Origin of the sequence: Ruoffia sp. FAM 20857, assembly GCF_045528645.1 — a bacterium.
GTDB lineage: Bacteria > Bacillota > Bacilli > Lactobacillales > Aerococcaceae > Ruoffia > Ruoffia halotolerans.
In genome coordinates this window covers 42,035-64,804 of the sequence record NZ_JBGQRB010000008.1, presented here as the reverse complement: position 1 = coordinate 64,804, position 22,770 = coordinate 42,035, and the positions used below count along the sequence as shown (strand labels likewise).

21 protein-coding genes are annotated in these 22,770 nt (G+C 34.2%); 9 read left to right on the top strand and 12 right to left on the bottom strand.

The window, feature by feature from the left end:
- The first annotated feature begins 155 nt into the window (after positions 1–155).
- The 5 genes from ACEN4N_RS03265 to ACEN4N_RS03245 all read left to right on the top strand — a co-directional run bounded on the left by ACEN4N_RS03265 (position 156) and on the right by ACEN4N_RS03245 (position 5,421).
- Positions 156–710 carry an ECF-type riboflavin transporter substrate-binding protein gene (locus tag ACEN4N_RS03265; protein ID WP_407093688.1) on the top strand — a complete coding sequence of 185 codons (555 nt, stop codon included), beginning with the start codon at positions 156–158 and terminating at the stop codon, positions 708–710.
- A 5-nt stretch (positions 711–715) separates the two neighbouring features.
- Positions 716–2,443: an ABC transporter ATP-binding protein gene (locus ACEN4N_RS03260; protein WP_407093686.1), complete on the top strand. Its 1,728-nt coding sequence runs from the start codon at positions 716–718 to the stop codon at positions 2,441–2,443.
- On the top strand, positions 2,443–3,273 hold the full coding sequence (locus ACEN4N_RS03255; protein WP_407090194.1) for an energy-coupling factor transporter transmembrane component T family protein: 831 nt from the start codon (positions 2,443–2,445) through the stop codon (positions 3,271–3,273). Before ACEN4N_RS03260 ends, ACEN4N_RS03255 begins: the two co-directional genes overlap by 1 nt.
- 166 nt (positions 3,274–3,439) lie before the next feature.
- On the top strand, positions 3,440–3,841 hold the full coding sequence (locus ACEN4N_RS03250; protein WP_407090195.1) for a universal stress protein: 402 nt from the start codon (positions 3,440–3,442) through the stop codon (positions 3,839–3,841).
- A gap of 122 nt (positions 3,842–3,963) precedes the next feature.
- On the top strand, positions 3,964–5,421 hold the full coding sequence (locus ACEN4N_RS03245; protein ID WP_407090196.1) for a DEAD/DEAH box helicase: 1,458 nt from the start codon (positions 3,964–3,966) through the stop codon (positions 5,419–5,421).
- Between the two features lie 58 nt (positions 5,422–5,479).
- Here the strand turns inward: ACEN4N_RS03245 and ACEN4N_RS03240 are convergent, their stop codons facing one another.
- Positions 5,480–6,412, bottom strand: a complete 933-nt coding sequence (locus ACEN4N_RS03240; RefSeq protein ID WP_407090197.1) for a helix-turn-helix transcriptional regulator — start codon at positions 6,410–6,412, stop codon at positions 5,480–5,482.
- A 98-nt stretch (positions 6,413–6,510) separates the two neighbouring features.
- Here ACEN4N_RS03240 and ACEN4N_RS03235 point away from each other — a divergent pair, with 98 nt between their 5' ends.
- A complete protein-coding gene (locus ACEN4N_RS03235) occupies positions 6,511–7,158 on the top strand; it encodes an FMN-dependent NADH-azoreductase (protein WP_407093685.1) in 648 nt (215 codons plus the stop codon).
- Positions 7,159–7,266: 108 nt separating this feature from the next.
- On the opposite strand, the gene ACEN4N_RS03230 is transcribed toward ACEN4N_RS03235, so the two are convergent.
- Both ACEN4N_RS03230 and trkA read right to left on the bottom strand, forming a co-directional pair.
- Complete coding sequence (locus ACEN4N_RS03230) at positions 7,267–8,718, bottom strand: TrkH family potassium uptake protein (RefSeq protein WP_407090199.1); 1,452 nt, start codon at positions 8,716–8,718, stop codon at positions 7,267–7,269.
- A gap of 10 nt (positions 8,719–8,728) precedes the next feature.
- Positions 8,729–10,081: a Trk system potassium transporter TrkA gene (gene trkA / locus ACEN4N_RS03225; RefSeq protein ID WP_407090200.1), complete on the bottom strand. Its 1,353-nt coding sequence runs from the start codon at positions 10,079–10,081 to the stop codon at positions 8,729–8,731.
- A 750-nt stretch (positions 10,082–10,831) separates the two neighbouring features.
- Between trkA and ACEN4N_RS03220 the strand changes: the two genes are divergently transcribed.
- A complete protein-coding gene (locus ACEN4N_RS03220; RefSeq protein ID WP_407093683.1) occupies positions 10,832–11,677 on the top strand; it encodes a cytochrome b5 domain-containing protein in 846 nt (281 codons plus the stop codon).
- A gap of 52 nt (positions 11,678–11,729) precedes the next feature.
- Here ACEN4N_RS03220 and ACEN4N_RS03215 read toward each other — a convergent pair whose 3' ends face one another.
- From ACEN4N_RS03215 to ACEN4N_RS03180, 8 genes are all read right to left on the bottom strand, one after another.
- Complete coding sequence (locus ACEN4N_RS03215; RefSeq protein ID WP_407093682.1) at positions 11,730–12,350, bottom strand: carbonic anhydrase; 621 nt, start codon at positions 12,348–12,350, stop codon at positions 11,730–11,732.
- A 75-nt stretch (positions 12,351–12,425) separates the two neighbouring features.
- The gene (locus tag ACEN4N_RS03210; protein WP_407093680.1) at positions 12,426–12,917 is read right to left on the bottom strand and encodes a shikimate kinase; all 492 of its coding nucleotides are present in this window, start codon (positions 12,915–12,917) and stop codon (positions 12,426–12,428) included.
- A 21-nt stretch (positions 12,918–12,938) separates the two neighbouring features.
- Entirely contained in the window at positions 12,939–14,234 is a 1,296-nt protein-coding gene (gene aroA, locus ACEN4N_RS03205) for a 3-phosphoshikimate 1-carboxyvinyltransferase (protein ID WP_407093678.1), read from the bottom strand.
- On the bottom strand, positions 14,227–15,435 hold the full coding sequence (aroC, locus tag ACEN4N_RS03200) for a chorismate synthase (protein ID WP_407093677.1): 1,209 nt from the start codon (positions 15,433–15,435) through the stop codon (positions 14,227–14,229). The genes aroA and aroC overlap by 8 nt, the downstream gene beginning before the upstream one ends.
- A 24-nt stretch (positions 15,436–15,459) precedes the next feature.
- Complete coding sequence (locus ACEN4N_RS03195) at positions 15,460–16,341, bottom strand: shikimate dehydrogenase family protein (protein WP_407093675.1); 882 nt, start codon at positions 16,339–16,341, stop codon at positions 15,460–15,462.
- Positions 16,319–17,419: a 3-dehydroquinate synthase gene (aroB, locus tag ACEN4N_RS03190; RefSeq protein WP_407093674.1), complete on the bottom strand. Its 1,101-nt coding sequence runs from the start codon at positions 17,417–17,419 to the stop codon at positions 16,319–16,321. Before aroB ends, ACEN4N_RS03195 begins: the two co-directional genes overlap by 23 nt.
- Positions 17,419–18,456, bottom strand: coding sequence for a 3-deoxy-7-phosphoheptulonate synthase (aroF, locus tag ACEN4N_RS03185; protein WP_407093672.1), 1,038 nt, complete (start codon positions 18,454–18,456; stop codon positions 17,419–17,421). Before aroF ends, aroB begins: the two co-directional genes overlap by 1 nt.
- A 613-nt stretch (positions 18,457–19,069) precedes the next feature.
- Positions 19,070–19,234, bottom strand: coding sequence for a hypothetical protein (locus ACEN4N_RS03180; RefSeq protein ID WP_407093671.1), 165 nt, complete (start codon positions 19,232–19,234; stop codon positions 19,070–19,072).
- 1,164 nt (positions 19,235–20,398) lie between these two features.
- On the opposite strand from ACEN4N_RS03180, the gene ACEN4N_RS03175 reads away from it, so the two are divergent.
- Entirely contained in the window at positions 20,399–21,355 is a 957-nt protein-coding gene (locus tag ACEN4N_RS03175) for a glutathione S-transferase family protein (protein WP_407093670.1), read from the top strand.
- 55 nt (positions 21,356–21,410) lie between these two features.
- On the opposite strand, the gene ACEN4N_RS03170 is transcribed toward ACEN4N_RS03175, so the two are convergent.
- The gene (locus tag ACEN4N_RS03170) at positions 21,411–22,406 is read right to left on the bottom strand and encodes an ornithine cyclodeaminase family protein (RefSeq protein WP_407093668.1); all 996 of its coding nucleotides are present in this window, start codon (positions 22,404–22,406) and stop codon (positions 21,411–21,413) included.
- 184 nt (positions 22,407–22,590) lie between these two features.
- On the opposite strand from ACEN4N_RS03170, the gene ACEN4N_RS03165 reads away from it, so the two are divergent.
- Positions 22,591–22,740, top strand: a complete 150-nt coding sequence (locus ACEN4N_RS03165; protein ID WP_407090211.1) for a hypothetical protein — start codon at positions 22,591–22,593, stop codon at positions 22,738–22,740.
- Positions 22,741–22,770: the final 30 nt, after the last annotated feature.

The window sequence follows — 22,770 nt, the reverse complement described above, 5'->3', positions numbered from 1 at the left end:
GTTCATCCGTGGTAAGATGGGTGTAGGTCATTTGTGGTCACTCCTTTGTATTCTTTGGTCGGAATTACAAGTTGAGTGTACCACAAATGGCTGTTTTAGTTGTCTAGCTTAATTTTACAATCGGCGAATTAAAAAAGTAAAAGGAGAATAGAATTATGAATAATAATAATAATTCATCTATAATTAAACTCGTTGCTGTAGGTATTGGTGCAGCTGTCTTCTTCATTCTAGGACGTTTCCTTTCAATTCCTACGGGAGTTCCAAACACAAGTATTGAAACGACATATCCATTTTTAGCTTTAATGTCTGTCATTTACGGACCAGTAGTGGGTTTATTAATTGGTTTAATCGGGCATGCAATTAAAGATTTACTTACTTATGGTTTATGGTGGAGTTGGGTGCTCTCTTCAGGTGTAACTGGTTTTGGTTATGGATTGATTGCTAAACGCTTAAATATTCATTCAGGTGAATTTACTAAAAAAGATATGATTACTTTTAATATTGGACAAGTTATTACTAATGTCCTTGCATGGGGAATTACTGCACCGCTTCTAGATATTCTAATTTATTCGGAACCTGCTAATAAAGTGTTTGTCCAAGGCTTTGTATCAGCTGCTATAAATTCAATTGCCGTCGGAGTATTAGGGACGTTACTGATTACTGCCTATACAAAAACGCGAACTAAAAGTGGAAGTTTAACGAAAGAGTAATTTATATGGACCTTCAAGAAAAAAGAGCGCCGATGATCAAATTTGAAAAAGTTAATTTTCAATATGATAGTCAGGCAGAAAAAAATCTCATCGATATAAACTTTGATGTTTACGCCGGTGAAACAATATTAATTGTTGGACCGAGTGGATCAGGGAAGTCGACAATCGCTCGTTGTATTAATGGGCAAATACCAAATACATATCCAGGTCAACTTGACGGGTTTGTTTCAGTCAATGGAAAAGAAGTACAAACGAGCTCTATTTTTGACTTATCCTTAGAAGTAGGAACGGTTTTACAAGATACAGATGGACAATTTGTTGGCCTAACAGTTGCTGAAGATATTGCCTTCGCATTAGAAAACGATGGTGTGGAGCAAGAAAAGATGCAAACCATTGTCGAGAATTGGAGTGAAACTCTAGAAATTGATGACTTACTTCAAAGCATGCCGAATAAACTTTCTGGTGGCCAGAAGCAGCGTGTTTCAATTAGTGGCATTCTAGTTAATAATGCGCCTATCTTATTATTTGATGAGCCATTAGCAAACTTAGATCCGGCATCAGGTGCGGATACAATGCGTTTAATCAACCAATTAAGCAAAAAGCACAACTATACAACAATAATAGTAGAACATCGTTTAGAAGAGGCTCTTTTAGCAGATATTGATCGTATCTTGGTCATTGATGAAGGTAAACTAGTGTTTGATTCATCACCAACGGAACTATTAAAAAGCACGGTCTTACAAGAAGTTGGTGTTAGAGAACCGCTTTATTTAACAGCGATGAAGTACGCTGGGATTGATATTAATAAATATAATCATGTGAACACTTTCAGCCAAATAAATCTATTATCTGAAGATATCAAGCTTCTTGAAGAGTGGGCGAGTCAAGTGACACACGAAGAAGATTTTAATGAAAAAGATACTATATTGAGAGTCGACCACTTTAATTTCTCGTATAATTCAGAAACTAATGTCCAAACCTTGTCTGATATTAAATTCTCAGTAAATGAAGGCGAAATGATCAGTATTGTCGGGACTAATGGTGCCGGTAAATCAACATTAGCAAAAGCAATTAGTGGTTTTGTGAAGCCAAGTTCTGGGAAAATCATCGTAAATAACGAAGAGATTCGCGATTTATCCATTAAAGAAATTGCGGATACGGTTGGTTTTATTATGCAAAATCCAAACAATATGATTTCAAAAACTATGATTTACGATGAAGTTGCTTTAGGTTTAATTAATCGCGGATGGAAAGAAAGTGACATTGAAGAAAAAGTGTTTGATACTTTAAAAATTTGTGGCTTATATCCATACCGTAATTGGCCAATCTCGGCTTTAAGTTATGGGCAGAAGAGAAGGGTGACAATTGCGAGTATCCTTGTTTTAGATCCTAAAATTCTTATCTTAGATGAACCAACAGCAGGACAGGATTACGCGCATTATACTGATATGATGCAATTTCTTAACCAACTCAATCTTGAAAGAGACATGACTATTCTAATGATTACGCATGATATGCATTTAATGCAAGAGTATACAGATCGAACATTGGTGTTTGATACAGGTAAATTATTAGCCGATACGAATCCATCAGAGTTGTTTTCTAATACTCATTTATTAAAAGCCGCCCATCTTACTGAGACAAGTCTATACCAATTAGGTAAACTTTTACCTTCGATGACTTCAGAAGATTTTATTGGACGCTTTATGCGTTATGAGAGGGGGATGCGCTGATGAGTCAAGAGAATTTATTTGGTTACATCCCTAATAAGACAATCATACATAATCTAAGTGGCTCCACAAAGTTGATTAGTTTTATCTTATTATCCTTAATTGTAATGACTAGCTTTGACACTCGATTTTTAGTGGCAATGACAATCTTTAGTTTAATTTTGTTCTATATCGCACGTATTCCATGGAGAAATATTAAAGTATTAATCTATTTTGTTTTAGTATTTTCTATCTTAAATTTACTTACAATATATATCTTTGAACCAGAGTATGGCGTACAATTGTATAACTCGCGAACAGTGCTATTTGATGGCATCGGACGGTATACAATTACGGCAGAACAATTATTTTATGAGTTTAATGTCGCAATTAAGTACTTTACGACCATTCCCTTAGCTTTAATATTTATATTCACAACAGATCCGAGTGAATTTGCTTCAAGTTTAAATCGAATTGGTGTATCGTACCGAATTAGTTACGCTGTATCATTGGCATTACGTTATATTCCAGATATTCAAGACAGTTTTTTTGAGATTAGACAAGCTCAACAAGCACGCGGTCTGGAGATGAGTCGGAAAACGTCACTAATGAAACGAATAACGCGATCTGCACAGATTATTATGCCTTTAATCTTTAGTAGCTTAAATCGAATTGAAATTATAAGCCAAGCAATGGAGTTACGTCGCTTTGGGAAAAATAAATCAAGAACATGGTATAGATATAGACCTTTTACTAAAAAAGATGTTATCGCCTTGGCTTTGATCGTTATAATTACCGTCATTGGAATTTTATTATTCTTTGTTAATGGTGGAAGATTTTATAATCCCTTTTAATAAACACATATACGAATACATCTGCGAACAGGCAGGTGTATTCTTTTTTGTTGTATATTGATTATATTCATTTTACTATCTTTAATTCTTGCTTATTCTGATGTATGTTTTATAATGAATATAGATAGGTTGGTTACGCTTACAATACAGAGAGGTGTTGATACTAATGTCAAAAATATATGAAAATATACTTTTGCCAGTTGACGGGTCACAACAGTCGATCGATTCATTCAAACAAGGCGTCCGTTTAGCAAGACAATGGGATAGTAATGTGTATTTAGTTCGAGTAGTTAAAGAAGATGATGGTCAAGATATTCCTAAGGAACAACGTGAATCGCTTTTAAACTCATTAAAAGAGTTTGCCAGAAATGAAAGGGTTTCTTTAGAAGCAGAATTAATTTATGGAGATCCCCGTACCCAAATTGCTGAAGTATTAGTAGACCGTTGGTCCATTGATTTAATTGTATTAGGAGCGACAGGTAAAGGTCGTGTAGCAAAGATGCTTATTGGGTCAATTACAGATTATGTTGTTCGAAATGCCCAATGTGATGTCTTAATTAGTCGTTAAACAATTTATGGAACTGCTCTATATCATTTAGAGCAGTTTTTATGTGATTTATTATAATTTATCATACAATTTATCAGACAATCTGATATACTGATGCGACGTAGTAAAGAAAGTAGGAAAATATGAAAAAAATCACATTTGAATCAATGGGCATCAGCTCGGAAATTACTAAAGCACTAGATAGCCTCCGATATTACCAACCAACACCGGTACAACAAGAAATTATTCCACTCGCATTAAATAATGAGGACATTCTCACTGAATCGCAAACAGGAAGTGGTAAGACGGCGGCTTACGGCATTCCACTTTGTGAGCAAGTTATTTGGGAAGAGAATAAACCACAAGCTTTAATCTTAGTACCAACACGTGAATTAGCGATGCAAATTAAAGAAGATATTATGAATATCGGTCGTTTTAAACGAATTAAAGTGACGGCTGTCTTTGGTAAATCTTCATTCAAAACTCAAAAATCCGAATTAAAACAAAAAAGTCATATTGTAGTGGGTACACCCGGTCGTATCTTAGAGCATCTTCAAGAAGGTACTTTGAATGTAGATGAAATTAAGAGTTTAATTCTTGATGAAGCGGATGAAATGCTGAATATGGGCTTTATACAACAAGTTGAAGACATTATTGATTATCTACCTAAAGAACGTCAAACGATGTTATTTTCAGCGACAATGCCGTCTGAAATCGAACGACTCGCATTCTTTTATATGAAAAAAGACCATAAGACAATAAAAATGGAAAAATCAGAAGAAAATACACCTGACATTTCACAATCTTATATTCGAGTTCAAGATTTACCTAAAGAAAAGTTATTGTTGGATCTATTAACAATTGAAAATCCTGATACGTGTATCATTTTTTGTAACACACGCGAGGTGGTTGATGAAGTCGATAGCTATTTAGCAAAAGCTGGGATTCCTATTGATAAATTACATGGCGGAATGGATCAGGATGACCGCTCAGACGTCATGCAGGAATTTAGAATTGGTAAATTACGTTATTTGGTTGCAACCGATGTTGCATCTCGCGGCATCGATGTTGATAACGTGACGCATGTTATCAATTATAATGTGCCTTTTGAGAATGAAAGTTTCACGCACAGAACTGGTAGAACAGGTCGTGCAGGGAAAACAGGGGTTGCCTTAACTTTAATTAGCGATAATGAGATGAAGCGTTGGCAAGAAGTAAGTGAGTATGCTAAAGAAGCTGGTATGCAATTTACGGAGATAAACGCACCGAGCAATCGCCAAGTAATGAGTCGTAAGACAGCTTTTGAGAAAAAAATTAACTCTAGACCTGTGTTGAAAACAGCTCGTAATAAAGAACTGAATAAAGATATTACGAGAGTCTACTTCAATGGCGGTAAAAAGAAAAAACTCAGAGCCATCGACTTTGTTGGAACATTAACGAATATTAAAGGTGTCGAAGCCGAGGACATTGGAATTATTACCATTCAAGAAAATGTTACATATGTTGAAATACTGAATAATATGGGACCTTATGTCATCTCTGAAATGCAAAACCGCACAGTTAAAGGTAAAAAATTAAAAGTACATAAAGCGAGAAAATAAATATATAACAAACAATCCAATATCCAGAATATTGGGTTTACTTGTCTTTAAAGGTCGGCTAATACAAATCAAGAATATCTTTTACTAATTCAAAGTACTTTTCTTTTAATAGAGGAGGGGACTCAATCACGATATTTTTACCGAATTTTATCATATATTCAGCCATATAAGTAATTTCCTCAGGATTAAAATACCCTACGATATAATGCTTGTCACCTTCAGTAATTAGATGCATGTTAGGGTAACGGCTCTTCTTAAATGTCTCTACACCGCGTTTATTAATCAAACATCTAAATGGTATTGTATTTAATTTTCCATCTGTATCTTTTTGTAATGTTTTTAATTCATTCAAACTTAAAGTCTCTTCAAAATCTATCATGGTCTTTAAGTTTAATATGGCATCTGTTCGAAGCGTACGCCAAGCTTTCTTATTAAAATCATAGGCACTAAAAAACCAAATACCTTGACGGTAAAACAATTCACTTACTTGAATAACAATCTTTTCAAAATCGAATTGTTTATACTCAACTTCAATTGCCGTTTCGTTAATAATGGAGTTTAGTACGGAAGTTAAAAATTTCGATTGATTCAAAGGTTTAATACTATAGTAGTTCATAACTGAGAGAATTCTATCTAATTTATCTAACTGTTTATTATTTAAAGTTGTTTTAAGCTTGTTTTGCAGTAACACATATGAAGAATCAAAAGGATTATCAGTCAGCGACTCTAGTGCTTTTAAAGCATAAAATAACGTATGGATTTCATTCTCTGTGAATTGAATAGGTATCATCAGTTCTTGATCGAGTATATAGTAGCCACCATTTTGGCCTTGAGTCGAATAGATAGCTAAGCCTAGATTCTCTAAACTTTCAATATCCCTAATAGCTGTACGTCTAGATATATTAAATTCTTCCATCAAATCCTTTAAGTTAAAAAATTGTTTATTCTTTAAATAAATCAGCTCATTAGGTAATCTTTCTGATTTTTTCATCTTTCCCTCCCAAAGGTGTCATTAGTTGGCACCTTTAAATGGTAAACTAAATATATCAAAAATGAAAGAAAATTATTTAACTTTGAAAGGTGATTAGATTGAACAAAACACTATTGATTAACTCACATCCAAATTGGACTAATGAGAATACATACTCGTCTAAATTACAAAAGAAATTTTTAGCACTTTACAAGGAACGATTTGGCGATGAAAATTTAACAGTAATAAATATATATGATACTGACATTCCAAAGATTGAGAAAAACAGCTTAATTGACGTATGGAATAAGCAACAAAACAATGAAATTTTAACTGAATCTGAAAAAGAAGTCAGTTTGCAAAGCAGCTCATTGTTAGATGAGTTTAAAGATCATAAACGCATTGTTATTGTGTTGCCACTCCATAACTTTAATATTCCTTCTAAACTAAAAGATTATTTGGATAATATACTGATTGCTAGAGAAACCTTTAAATATACAGAATCAGGATCTGTAGGTTTGATGAGTGATGATCGAAATCTACTTATAATTCAATCGAGTGGTAGTATCTATACAAATAATGATAGATACTCGCCATTGGAATTTAGTTACTATTATCTAAAAGAAATGTTTGAAAATATTATGGGATTCAATGAAACATATATTGCACGTGCACAAGGGACTACAATACAACCCATCGATGAGCAACAAATACTGAGCGATGCTGTTAATGATTTAGAAGATGTGTTTCCTAAGTTTTATAAATGATTTATAACACTGCCGCATAAAAATGAAAGTAACAAAAAACATAGTGAGACTCTTTCGAAATTTAGAGCACTCACTATGTTTTTTATAATGCTAAAATTTTATTGTTGATTAATAGCGTTTCAGCCATGTATTCGGTGCAAACAAAATTATCATTGGAAATATTTCTAAACGTCCCATGATCATAATGAATGATAGGAATATTTTGATAAATGGACTAAAATGAGCAAAATTTTGAGAGGGTCCCACAATGCCTAGACCAGGTCCAATGTTATTAAGGGTTGCTGCCACAGTACTAAAAGAGGATAGTAGGTTTGGTGTTTCTAAACTAATGACAAGCACCGCCACAATAAAAATAATAATATAGACCACCAAGTAGCTCAAGACTGTATTGGCTAATTTAGAGTCAATACGTCTACCTTCATAATCGATGGCAACGACACGATTAGGTCGTATTGTTTGTTTTATTTCTGCCCAACCTATTTTAACTAAAAGCAAAATACGTGAGACCTTCAAACCACCTGCTGTTGAGCCAGCCATTCCTCCAACAAACATCAAAAGAATGAGTATTAACTGAGAGAATAAAGGCCAATGATCAAAGAGGGCAGTTGAATAACCCGTAGTCGATATAATGGAAGCAACCGTAAAGAAACTATCACGAAATGCATTGCTAACACCATAAGATGTTGAGATTAAATTTATTGAGATTAAAAGCACAGCAATCGCAATAATTGCTAGAAACCAACGAAGTTCTTCACTTTTTAGAATTCGTTTCGCCTGATGAATATAGACTAGATAGAACAAATTGAAATTAATACTGAATATTATCATGCCGATACTTAATATCATCTCAACTGTAAAGCTATCATAAGGAGCAATACTTCCATTCAACACTCCGAAACCACCCGTTCCTGCTGTCCCAAAAGCCAATAATATCGACTCGAAAAATGGTAAACCGGCAAGATACAAACAAACTAGTGTAATCATCATGAAGGTAAAATAAATGAAATATAATATTCGAGCCGTTGAAGACAATCTTGAAACCAGTTTACCAAAGGTTGGTCCAGTCATTTCAGCCTTCATGATATGTACAGAGGAAGACTCGGCTTTTGGCAATATGGCTAATGCGAACACTAAGACTCCCATTCCACCTACAAAGTGGCTGAAACTACGCCAAAACAACATTGAATGCGATAAAGCCTCCACATCAAGTAAAATACTGGCACCAGTTGTTGTAAAGCCACTCGCCATTTCAAAAAAGGCATCAACAAAAGATGGAATCTGTTTACTAATAACAAACGGAATCGCACTAAAAAAAGAAATTAAAATCCAAGATAGAGAAACTATCGTAAAGCCTTCGCTCGCATAAAAAGTACGTCGATGCAATTTTGTTCGAGATAGGGCAAAACCAATAACAAGAGTCACTAGAGAAGTACCAAGAAAACTTGCTATATTTACCCAGCTTTCTTGGTAGATTACACTGACGATCAAAGGTAATAACATCAGGCCAGCCAGAATCATTAAGATATTTCCGAGTGTATAGCGGATAAATTGTGTATTCATTAGGGCCTCCTTACCTTAAGATATCATCAATGTCGTTAAACGCTTTATGTTTGGTCACGATTAGGACATGATCATCAGCTAAAATAACATCCTCGCCCGTAGGATAAATCAGTTGAGAACCCCGTATTATGTAGGCAATTAATAAATTGTCTTTTGTATTTAAATCTCTTAGCTTGATATTCACAACACGACTACTTTCTTTAACAAGAAATTGCAAGGTCTCAACTTGATTATCAGCAATTCGAATCAAAGCCTCTACATTAGATGCTGTTGCATTTCTTAATGAGCGAACGTAACGTAAAATCTTGTTTGTTATTAATCGTTTAGGTGTAACAATGGCTTGTAAGTCTGAATCACCTAATATTTTTAATAAGTCAGTTCGACTTACTTTTGTCATAACTTTTTTAATACCTAAAGATAGGGCGTACATTGAGTTGATAATGTTTTCCTCGTCGATACCCGCCAAACTTAAAACTGCGTCAAAGCTTTCAATACGTTCTTCTAATAACAATTCTTGCTCCATACCATCACCTTTAATTACTACTACTTGTGGGAAGCGGTGACTAAGATCTAAAGCTTTTTCTTCATTTAATTCGATGACTTTTATATCGATATCCATTTTACTTAACAGATGAAGCGTGTAATAGGTCACACGGCCACCGCCGATAATTAAAACCGACTTAGTTTTCTCTTCACGGTAACCAGCTTTGAAATAAAAGTTTGCTAAATCTTCTCGAGATCCCGTAACATAAACACGATCCCCAACTCTTAAGACTGATTGCCCACTGGGAATAATAGTTTGTTTATCATGGGTTAGGGCGCAAATTAATACTTCACCATATTCATTTCTAAACTGATTTAAAGACTGATCGACCAGTGGACTGCCGGCTTTAATTTCTAGTTCAACTAAATTGACTCGACCTTTACCGAATTGTTCAATACTGAGTGAATGCGGAAATTCGATACTTTTGGTAATATAACGAGCTGCCACCATTTCTGGATTGATAACCAAGTCGATACCTAGGCTATCACGTACGAATTCAATATGATTCGTATACTTAGGATTTCTTACCCGGGCAATAGTATATTTGGCACCCAGTTGCTTAGCTATAATAGAACTTATAATATTTGTTTCATCTTCAGGAGTCACAGCTATAAACATATCGCACTGTTCAACGCCAGCTTCGACTAAGTTATCATAATCCGCTCCATCACCGACTAAGCCTGTAATATCATTTTTATTAATAATACGATTCAATCTTTCAGAATTAGCTTCGATGAGGACGACATTATTATTCTCCAATGCTAGTTCTTGGCAAAGAATTTCACCAACTTTACCTCCACCTATAATGACAATATCCATTTGACGATTCACCTTCGTTTTCATTTATTTTTAAAATTTAAATTAGTTGAATATTAGCACTTTGACCTGATCATTAATAAACATGCAATAAAAAGCGTATAATTGCAAGGTTTATAAGGATAAATTCTAGAACTAATAAGACAGTCATTTTAAACTATCTAAAGCAATATTACAATAGTTTCATCAACTTATAAAGAAAATACAAGAGGCAATATCACAAATCATTATTTAGATAAAAGAAGGCGGTTACACGATTATGAAATCTTATCATGGATGTAAAAGTTGATCCAAGTTCAATAAACTATTTTTGCGATGAAATATAAAATGTTTCTACAAGAATTGTGCTTATTTAAAACACTAAACAAATGTAGTGACGTATAGGTCGAAAATTTCAGGATCAAAGAAATATTTATATATTTTCTATCATTAGCTAATGTAAAATAAAGGCTCTGATTATTATTACGCATAAGACTAAGCATAATAATCTAAATTAACCTTAGAATCGACATATATATTTATGACAATGGGAAAGAGAGGGATGAACTATTAAATAGCAAAAATATTGGATAAGTTAATTTTTATTATTGAGTTTACATAATATATATTATCGAACTTATTTAATGAAGATACTAATATTACTAAATCTATTTGGTTAATATCGTGGCATATGATTTGTATTATAACGTCAATTTTTTTATCATTAAAATAATCACTCCGTTACTTTTATATTTTATAAAGGAGAAATTTGCTATGAAGAAATCATTAAAAAAATTATTAACTGTTTCATTAGCCGCTAGCGTGTTATTTGGCGCTGACATACGTATGGTTATAGCTGAAAACATCTCTGAAGCCAGTTCAGAACAAGTTGAAAACTCTGAATCTGATACAGATACACAAATGGATGGTTTACCATTAGTCAGTAAAGCTGATTTAAGTGAAGCCAATGGTCAAGATGGAAATCCAGCTTATGTGGCAGTATTTGGATATGTATATGACGTTACTGATATTGCTGAATGGGAAAATGGTGAACATAATGGTGCTCAAGTCGGTACCGATGCTTCGAGTTTTTTCATTGAATCACCTCATGCTATCGACACTTTAGAGGGATTAGATCAAGTTGGAGTTTATAATGACTGGGAAGTTTCTGATGATCTATTAGCTGAATTTAATAATGAAAATGAAGAATTACCTAATTTAATTGCTGTCCGTGGTATTGTTTATGATGTTACTGATGAAGAAGCTTGGCCAAATGGTGAACATAACGGTATCAGCGCTGGAACTGACGCAACTGACAACTTTGAAAACGATTCACCGCATGAAGATGACCTGTTAAGTACTTTAAAAATTGTTGGAAAACATGTGGATTATGTCTTTTCTGAGGATGAATTAGCTAATTTTGATGGTAAAGATGGAAATCCAGCCTATATTGCTGTAAATGGTACGGTATACAATGTTACAAACTTTGGTGCATGGGCAGATGGTGAGCATCAAGATATGGTAACCGCTGGTATTGATGCAACTGATCTTTTTAAATCTGAATCCCCTCATGATTCAGAATTTTTAGATGCCTTACCATTAGCTGGTCGTTTTGAATAAAATTAAGTCAAAGAAACCCCAGTCCGATTAATTACAGACTGGGGTTTTTTGTTTATAATTCTATGAAATCGTTTTCCTTATCGTTGAATATTGATATCACTCCGTCACCAATACTATAATGCCAACCACTTAACGTTAACTGATTTTTTTCAACCCGATCTCTGATATTCTCATAAGTCATTAGATTGCTTAATTGTTGAATTACATTTAACTTTTCAAGTCGATTAGCCTTAACTGTCATATCTTCATCTGGTAACTCTTTAGATACTTGTTGACGTAAGCTTTCTAATTGTGAGATCCAAATACTAGTATATGGTAACTCCTCATTATTTTCAGGAGGATTAATACTTGCTGCACACCCACCACAATTTGAATGACCACATATAATAATATTTTTTACATTTAAAACTTCGACCGCATATTCTATAGCAGATGTAGTGGAAGCATATTTCACGCTCTGCCCCGCTGGCGGGACAATATTAGCAATATTTCTAATATGAAAAATCTCACCTGGATATGCTTGCAACAAGCGTTCTGGACTCACTCTAGAGTCAGAACAGCCTACAAATAATGTATGGGGTGTCTGAATTTCACTGAGTGATTCATATAAATCCTTATTTTCTTTGTAATCCTGTTCTTTAAATTGTTTCAGTGCTTTATATAAGTTTTTCAATTAACAAAACATCCAATCTTATTAGAATAATATTAATTTTACTAATTTTAAATTAGAGATGCAAATTTTATTTATTTATATCATAGCAATGATTCTATCAGAAACTTCTTGTGTGTTTAGTGTATCGGTATCAATCGTGTAAGTAGCACAAGTTTCATAATAAACTAAACGCTTCATGTATAAAGCTTTTAGTTCCTCTGTTGTTCGCTTCTTAGCAATTGGTCTAAAATTCATTTTGTCATTATTTATCCGGTAGTGTAATGTTTCAAAATTTGCTCTTAAATAAACTACATTTGATGTCTCTTTTAGTATCGCCCTGTTTGCATGGTTTTCAATACAACCGCCACCTGTAGATATGACTCCAGGAATTGAATAGTATTTTAATAAAAATTGATGCTCAAGTTGTCTGAATTGTGTTTCACCATACTTATCAAAATAGTCAGACAAAGGCATTTGTATCTTTTTGATAATTTCTTTATCTAAATCATAACATGGTATATTCAATGATTTGCTTAATGTTTGGGCAACAGATGTCTTCCCTGCTCCCATAAAGCCAATTAGAATCATAGTTAACACCTCATTTTTTGTCTATTTTTCTGCTTGGGACATACATTCAATTTCATCAAAGAATGTTGGATAGCTGATATTCACACAATCAGCATCCTCTAATTCAATAGTTTCATTTGCTGGAATGAGAAGTCCCGCTATTTGTAGCATCATACCAATTCTGTGATCACCATAACTGTTTACTTTTGCTCCTTTTAAAGGAGTTGGACCGTGAATAATTAAGCCATCATGTGTTTCTTCAATGTTTGCATTCATTTTCCTTAATTCTTTCGCTACTGCTTGAATTCGATCTGTTTCTTTAACACGAAGTTCGTGAGCATCTTTTATTAATGTCGTCCCTTGAGCTTGTGTTGCTAAAAGTGCAATAACTGGGATTTCATCAATTAATCGCGGTATGATTGATCCAGAAATATTTGTAGCCAATAATTGACTCGTTTCAATGCTGATGTCTGCACTGTAATGATTTGACAGTATGTTAACAATTACTTTTCCACCCATAGCTTTAACAACATCTAAAATTCCTGAACGAGTATTGTTAATCCCTACATTTTTTATTTCGATGTTACTATTTGATAATAGTAAACCAGCGGCAATAAAGTAAGCTGCCGATGATATATCACCAGGGACATCTATATCTTGCCCAATGAGTTGTTGCCCACCCTCTAACATGATTGTCTTACCTTCTATATTAAGAGATACACCAAATTGCTCAAGCATTTCTTCGGTATGATTTCGTGTTGTTTCCTTCTCTATAATAGTGGTCTCACCTTCTGATAAGAGTCCTGCTAATAATATTGCTGATTTAACTTGAGCACTTGCGACAGGCATCTCATATTTGATGGCTTTTAATTTTTCAACGGGTTGAATAATTAAAGGAGATAAAGTCGTATTTGCAAAACCTTGAATATTTGCACCCATGCTTTTTAATGGATTGATAATTCTATCCATCGGTCTTTTACTTAGGGACTCATCGCCAATAAGTGTGCTTTTAAAGTTTTGACCCGCTAATAGACCGCTTAATAGTCTCATCGTCGTTCCAGAATTCCCTGCATATAATGGTTTACCCGACTCTTGTAATTGTTTAATTCCTTTTCCATGAATAGTCACTGTGTCTCCATCATCATCAATTTCCACGCCAAGTTGTCGCATTATTTGAAGTGTATTTAAACAATCCTCTGATCTTAAAAAGCCAGTAACTTTTGTCATACCTTCAGCAATGGAGCCCATGATTATTGCTCGGTGTGAGATGGATTTATCTCCAGGAACGGATAATTGAAACTGAATATTTTTTAATGAACCTTTTAATATTTTAGCCATGACTGTCCACTCCGTTTTGCCACATTTCAGGATTTTTACTGTATTCTCTGTAAGAATTCACTGCTTCTTTAAGTTCTATGAAACTATCGTGAGGAAATTTTTCTAAGATTGCTTGTGTTAATTCAGTTGCAATTACCGCTTGAGCAACGACGCTTGCTGCTGGAACAGCAGTCGTATCACTTCTTTCAATATTCGCTTCGTAATTTTCCTTTGTATAGATATCCACACTTTGAAGGGGTTTATATAATGTAGGGATAGGTTTTTTTACCCCACGGATTACGACAGGCATACCATTTGTCATTCCGCCTTCTAAGCCACCTAAATGATTACTCAATCTGTAGAAACCTCTCTCTGGTGTATAAGCAATCTCATCCATCACTTCACTACCGAATCGTCGTGCTATTTCAAATCCATCTCCTATTTCTACACCTTTAAATGCATTAATACTCATCATAGCTTGTGCCAGTCTGCCATCTAGCTTTTTATCAAATTGTGTATAACTACCTAAACCAATTGGCAAACCTTCTGCAATCACTTCTACAACGCCACCTAAAGTGTTACCATCTCGTTTTGTTTGATCTATCTTTTGAATAACGGCCTCTTCTTGACTTGAATCAACCATCTTTACAGGGGATTTATCAGCTAGTTTTAGAATATCAGTAAGAGATAATTTTGAAATATCAGCTTGACCTTGAATACCCCCTAATTCACAAACATAGGCAACAATATCTATGTCTAATTCGTTTAATAATTGCTTTGCAACAGATCCAATTGCAACCCGCATCGCAGTTTCTCTTGCTGACGAACGTTCGAGGACATTTCTTAAATCTTCATGATGGTATTTTATTCCTCCTACAAGATCGGCATGTCCGGGACGAGGTCGTTGAACTGCACGTCTTTGTCGACTTTTCGGGTCATCATTCGATTCGATACTCATTACACTTTTCCAGTTTTTATTATCACGATTCGCTACGATTAGTGTTAAGGGTGACCCTAATGTCTTTCCATATCGTACTCCAGATGTAATTTCTACTGTATCGCTTTCTATCTTCATTCGATTTCCTCGACCGTAACCCTCTTGACGTTTCGCTAATTCATGATTAATTTTCTCAACATTGATGGGTAAACCTGCAGGTAGACCTTCAATAATTGTTGTTAAACTTGGCCCGTGTGACTCTCCAGCAGTAATAAATCTTAGCATGTACATTACCAACTTTCTTTTATTTTATGAATGACGTTTAATTATATTCTGTATGGTTTCGATATTCATTTGATAACCTGTCATCAAAGTGTAATTTAATGCTGCTTGATGAACGAGCATATCAATACCTGTAATTACCTTACAGCCTCGGCGTTGTGCTTGTTGGATAAATTGAGTCATTAAGGGTTCATAAACAATATCGCAGACGACTGTGTTGGGATTTAACCAAGTTTCATTTTCTAATACAGTTTGCATTGTATTCGGAGACATTCCGACTGAAGTCGTTTGTACTAATATATCAGCATTTGTTACGGCTATTTTTACTTCACTTGAAACAGCCGAATCAATCAGATTAATAATGATGTTCGGAAAGTCTTCTTTTAAACTAGTAATGATATTTTTTATAGCTAATGGGCGGTAAATATTTCTGGCAATAATATTGATATGTTTAATGCCTTCTAATGCCGCCTGAGCCAAGATGATTCGTGTTGTATTTCCAGAACCAAAGATTGTAACAGTTTGATTCTTTAAAAGGACATCTTGTTGTTGAACGGCATTCCAAAACCCTTTGCCATCTGTATTAAAGCCTATCCATCTTCCATTATTGGGTATCAACATATTAATGCATTGAACATATTGGGCTGCTTGATCTAATTCATCAACACACTGTAGTGCTTGGAATTTTCCAGGCATCGTTACATTAATACCTATCGCATTCAAACTTTTTAAGGCTTGAATGCGATCAATTGTCTCATCTTCCGATGTTTCGAAGGCTAGGTAGACTAAATTTAATTTATCCAATTCAAAACTAGTATTATAAATTAAAGGTGATTTGGAATGACTAAGTGGCGATCCAATCACTGCAGCAAAACCAGTGGTTGCACTAATATCTCTGATGTACTTCATATTGCTCCCACTCCTTTTCAAAATTTTGTTGAAAAGTGTTCAAATCGATAACATGTAAACGACACTGCCCAAATTCATTAGGAAAGACAATTGTCATTTGATGCATCCGTCTTTTTTTATCGTTTAACATTATATTTATCAGTTGGTCAGACGTATATGGTGGTATTTCGCTTAATAGATGATATTCATTCAATAATTGTATAAGGCTAGTATAGATATCCTTATGTATAAGCTGTTGAGTAACTGCCATTTTTGTAAAAACAGCCATACCCATAGCAACACCTCGACCGTGACTTATTCGATACTGACTTCCTTGCTCTAGAGCATGTCCTAAAGTATGACCAAAATTGAGTAATTGACGTAAGCCATGATCAAATTCATCTTTTAATACGATATCTCTTTTCATTTTGACGCATTCGTAGATAATTTCAGGTAAATCTGATGATTCTTTATTTAATGGCTGTTCTCTCTCTATTAATTCTTTTAGTAATTTTGGATTCATAATCATAGCGTATTTGATTAATTCACTACAACCATCTTCGAATATATCTGCCGGCAAAGACTGAAATGTACTCGTATCACACAGAACACAGACAGGATGATGGAAAGCTCCGACTAAATTCTTGCCTTGTGTGATATCGACGGCGGTTTTTCCACCTACAGATGAGTCAATCGCGGAAAGAAACGTTGTTGGAACTTGTATATAAGCGATTCCTCGTAGATAAATACTTGCTGTAAAGCCTACTAAATCCCCAATAACTCCCCCACCTAAGGCGATAAGTACATCATCTCGAGTAAAATGGGTATCTGCCAAGTGTCGAATGATTAGCTCGACGTTTCTCAAATTCTTTTGAGCTTCACCAGGTGGTAGAGAAAGAAATTCAATATTTTCACAATGATTTTCTAAAGAATATTTAAGTTTATCCAAATAACCATGTTTGTTTACGTTGTCTTCTGTGATAATTAAAACTTTTCGTTTTTGAATAAATTGACTCAGATATTTTATCGCATTATCGATTAATTGTTTCCCTATCACAATATCATAAGGTTTATTGACTTGAACTGTAATTCTCTCCATCAAATCATCTCCTGGTCTGCACGGTTCTTTTCTAATGTCTTCATAAATGCATGTAATTTCCAAACTTTCTCAGTTAATTGCTTGAATTGTTCTGGATATAAAGATTGTGCGCCGTCCGATTCAGCGTGATCGGGATCAGGATGGGTTTCAATAATTAAACCATCTGCACCCGCTGCTATTGCAGCTAAAGATAAAGATTCGATAATATCACGACGTCCAGCTGCATGGCTTGGATCAATCACGATCGGGAGATGACTTAATTCTTTTACTATCGCAATTGCCGAGAGATCTTGAGTATTTCGTGTTGTAGTTTCAAATGTCCTAATACCACGCTCACAAAGTATCACGTTCTCATTACCTTCAGACATAATGTATTCCGCACTCATTAACCATTCTTGTATTGTTGCTGACATGCCTCGTTTTAAGAGAATTGGTTTGTTTGTTTTACCCAAAGCTTTTAATAAATCAAAATTTTGCATATTTCTTGCTCCTACTTGAAACATATCAACATCTTTAAATAATTCAATCTGATCAATTGACATTACTTCTGAAACGATGGGCATATCCAACTTTTGCCCAACGCTACTCATAATATCTAACCCGCTCTTGCCTAATCCTTGGAAAGAATAAGGGGATGTTCTAGGTTTAAACGCACCACCCCGAAGCATATTTCCACCAGCTTCTTTCACATATTCAGCTGTTTTTTCTAATTGATCTTTATCTTCAATTGAACAAGGACCACCGATCATTGCGAAATGCCCACCACCAATTTTAATATTTCCAACCTCTATTACACTTGGGTCAGGATGAAGTTGTTTACTTGCTTTTTTATATGGGGATTGAATCTTTTCAGTTTTAATAACCTTTGGTAATCGAGTAATTAACTCCATTTTGTCATCGGTCACGATGCCATGTAATTCTAGCGTGATTCCTTTAGTGTGTGGTAATAAAGTAACATCCAGCTCCATTTGTTTAAGTGCTAAAGTTAATTTATCTAATTCATCTTCTCTTGTTTGCGGGTTTAATTTTACAATCATTTTTATATCCTCCTTGGATGGTTGAGTATAGATTATCGTCAATGCAATGTCATCTTGACAGTCTCCTTCATTAAAAACTACTTAGAATTTAAAAATATATATAAAAAGACCTAGCGACTGCAATCACCTTTAGTAGTGATTCCAGTTGCTAGGTCTTTGGATATACTTTTCTAAGCTGACAATTAGCTAGTTAGAAAATGCTATCTTAAGTTCTCCTATTTGAGTGCAACATAAATCACTCTTACTTGAATAAAAGTAAAAGTAAAAATAGTTATAAAAACTAAAAAATGTTGCACTCATTAAAGATTTCAAGATATTTCCTCCTAACCTATATCATTTGATTAGAATCATACAGGTAAATTATAATTAAGTCAAACAATTATCATCATTTTATAATAATTAATTTATTAATGGACATTATCCTGCTTGTTTCCTATGTTTAGCCTCTAAACTTCTACTACTGATGTTTATTAACTATTTAAAAATCAATTGAATTGTTGGATTTGCATTATACAAACTATATTATGAATACTTTTATAAACAACTATTCAAAATTTTTTATACCAAAAAAGTCGGGTTAAATAACTCGGCTTTTTCATAGCTAATAGCTATATTATTGATTATTCATTTGCTTTTGCATTTTACGAGTATTTTTCATGCCACTATAATCTCTAAACATTTCATTTAATTTTGTTCGTTCGATTTCTTTTGAACTCATTCCTGCGTATTTTGCCTCTCGTCTAAATTTTATATAGTTATCGTATCTTTCCAATGGCATATTTTCTTCGGCTATAGCATTAAGTACAGCACATTTGGGTTCATTTGTATGCGTACAATCATTAAATTTACATTGTTGAGCTAAAATATCTATATCATTGAAGGTACGTGTAATATCGGCACTTTCAAATCCGAATTCTCGTATACCAGGTGTATCAATGACAAATCCACGCTTTTGACTTATAAATAATTCACAATATGTCGTCCTTTATCATCATTTATTAACCCATCGGTTTCCAAGATTTTTTACCGAGAAAAAAATAATTATTATTGTTTTTTTCAACTCCAGATGAACTGATAAATGAAACAGTTGTACCAGCCAATAATCGTTTTTTTTTAAGTATTCAAGACATTGAGGATCAAACGTTGTGGTAACTATGACCTCAACACCAATCGCAACATCATCCAAATCAATTAGCTTTTCAGTTAAATTGTCACATAAATCTACTTTTGTTAGAACGATTACTGGTATCGCTCAGCTATACCAAACAATACTTCAGTATCTTTCAATTCGTCGGATATTAAAGGAAATTGTTAAGTGACATACAAATATATGCAGCATCGACATTTGTAACTACCAGTTGTTCATCATTCGATGTTCCAGTTGCTAATCAAATTATCGTAGTTTTAAGTCTAAATACATGATACATAATTACATGCCTTTCATTATCGCTCAACTTATCAATCTTAACAAAATTGGCAACAGGTGGATAATCAGATATATAATCAATGTTATATCGAAACTTTCCAGATACTTCTGGTGTAAATTCATTGTCATCTGCCATGTCTTTATATATATTTTAGTTTGTGAAGAAATTCGGCCTACAAACAATTCAGGGTATTGATTTGCTTCTATATTTATTTCTTTGCTAATCCCTAATTTTTTATGTATTCAATGTTTTCCTCCATTAATGTACTTCAGTGACTACCAATACTTGTGGGAGGATCCGTACAGGATTTAGTCTGTATAGTCTCCGCGGAATAAACGATTGCCATTTTAATCATAATATATTCACTCCTTTCGGTATAAACTGAATTCATTTATATATATCGGAACGATGAAGAAATTACTAGTATTTCACGCATTTTTATAAGGTGAATTTTACGTAAAATATAAAAAGCATGTTATAATCAAAGTATCGATTGAATATGAAAGGACATGATTATGGGATTATTAGTAGATGGACAATGGCAAGATAATTGGTATGACACTGAAAAAACCGGTGGTCGCTTTGTTCGTAAAGATTCGCAATTTCGCAATTGGATAACAGCAGATGGAAGTGCTGGACCTACAGGTGATGGTGGTTTTAAAGCAGAAAAAGGACGTTATCATTTATATGTATCACTAGCCTGCCCTTGGGCTCATCGTACGTTGATTATACGTGCGTTAAAAGGTTTAGAGGATTTTATATCTCTATCTGTTGTTAACCCACAAATGCTAGAGAACGGATGGACATTTGAAGACGGACCTGGAGTCATTAAGGATTCAGTTAATAATGCTCATTATTTATATGAGGTTTACAAAGCTGCAGATGATAATTATAGCGGTCGCGTGACGGTACCCGTATTGTGGGACAAACAAACCGGCAAGATTGTTAATAATGAGTCTTCAGAAATATTACGTATGCTTAACTCAGCTTTTGAAGACATTGGTGCTAAACCTGGTGACTACTCACCTGAAGCATTAATGGACGAAATCGATGCTATGAATGATAGAGTTTACGATAACGTAAATAATGGTGTGTATAAGTCTGGATTTGCAACTAAACAAGAAGTTTATGAAGAAGAAGTTACGAATGTGTTCAAAGTACTAGATGAGCTAGAAGAACACCTAGAGAACCGTAAATATCTAGTCGGTGATCAGTTAACTGAAGCTGATATTCGCTTATTCACTACCCTAGTTCGTTTTGATGCGGTTTATTATAGCCACTTCAAATGTAATTTCAAACGTATCGTGGATTATCCAAATCTATGGCGTTTTACACGTGAAATTTACGATCTTGAAGGAGTAGCTGATACTGTAAATATGCAACATATTAAAGATCATTACTATATTAGTCATAAGACAATTAATCCAACAGGAATAGTTCCTAAAGGACCAGAACTAGATTTTAGTCTCTAATACACTCAAAGCCAGCCTTTTAAGGGCTGGCTTTGTTTTATTATTTAATGTTATTTTAGATGAAGTCAAATTCCGTTCCTATATTTTGTTCAACGGCGCGACGGCGTACAACCTCCGCTACGGCAACATCTAGTGCTCCTGTACCGATAGGTATACAAATAATTTTTTCGTTAGAATAATCTTCTAGTGTCACTTTATTAGCAGCTAACTCGCCTAAGGTACAATAAATATCATCTTCAGTCACTTTACCATCTTTTGTTAGAGGTTTTAATACTCCACGGTGTAAAGCTTGGTCAACATGGTCAACGATAATTTTGTCCGCTGAAATAATAACATCTTCACTTACCTCTTCAAAAGATCCCATAGGGAAAACGATTGTTCCCGGTTTAACCATTTCTTTTGTTATAAATGGTTCTTGTGCCGGTGTGAATGTAAATAATGCTTCATTATCTGTTGCTTCTTCAGGATGGTCAGGGTCTGCAATAATAATCTCGCCTTTAACAAAAGGTTCCATTTCTGCTTTAAATTGTTCCGCAGTAGAACGTCGATGATTCCAAACAACTAATCGATCAATATCAAACAAATCGGCAATACAAATGGTAGCTGTTCTAGCTTGTTTACCTGCACCAAACATTCCAACTGTAATAGAATCCTTTTTACCAAGATATTTCAATGCTACTGCTGCCTGTGAACCAGTACGCATATTTGAAATATAAGAACCTTCCATTACAGAAGTAAATGTACCAAGTTCAGGATCAATTAACGTAATAAGTGCTGTAATATATGGTAAATTCATTTCTTTTCGTTTACCTGCAAAACCACCAACCCATTTTTGTCCACCAACTTTTAACCAGTCCACATAAGCTGGCATAGCATTCATAAAGCCTTCATTTTGTGGCCAATTTCCTGTTTCACCTAAATCTAAGGTAACCTTCGTTGGATTCACAATCTCACCTAAGCCAAATCCTACGAACGTCTTATCAACTACTTCATTAATTTCAGAAACCGTGATTAAACTCCTCACTTGTTCTTCGTTTAATAATCTTGTCATATGTGCCTCCTATACATTTAATTTCATTTGTGCTAATTGAGTGGTCAAATACAATAAAATCAGAACACTCCTTATTTTCATTTTACACTAAAAATGAAATTTTCGCTGAGAATTTTTAAAAAGTAACTCATCTGATAATATTTCTACACAACCTGATAGTCATCTGATAACAAATATGAACTAATTGATAACGTTTATAATAAAAGAAGAAGTACAAGCTCCAATTTCAGCTAAGAAACTTGATAGAGTTAAAGAAGACGCAGCTCCAAATATTCTTACAGAAACACCAGAATCTACAGAACCAGTTGCTCGCTGCAAAGACAAAGATGAATAATTAAATTTTAAACTAAAAGACTCTGCTAAG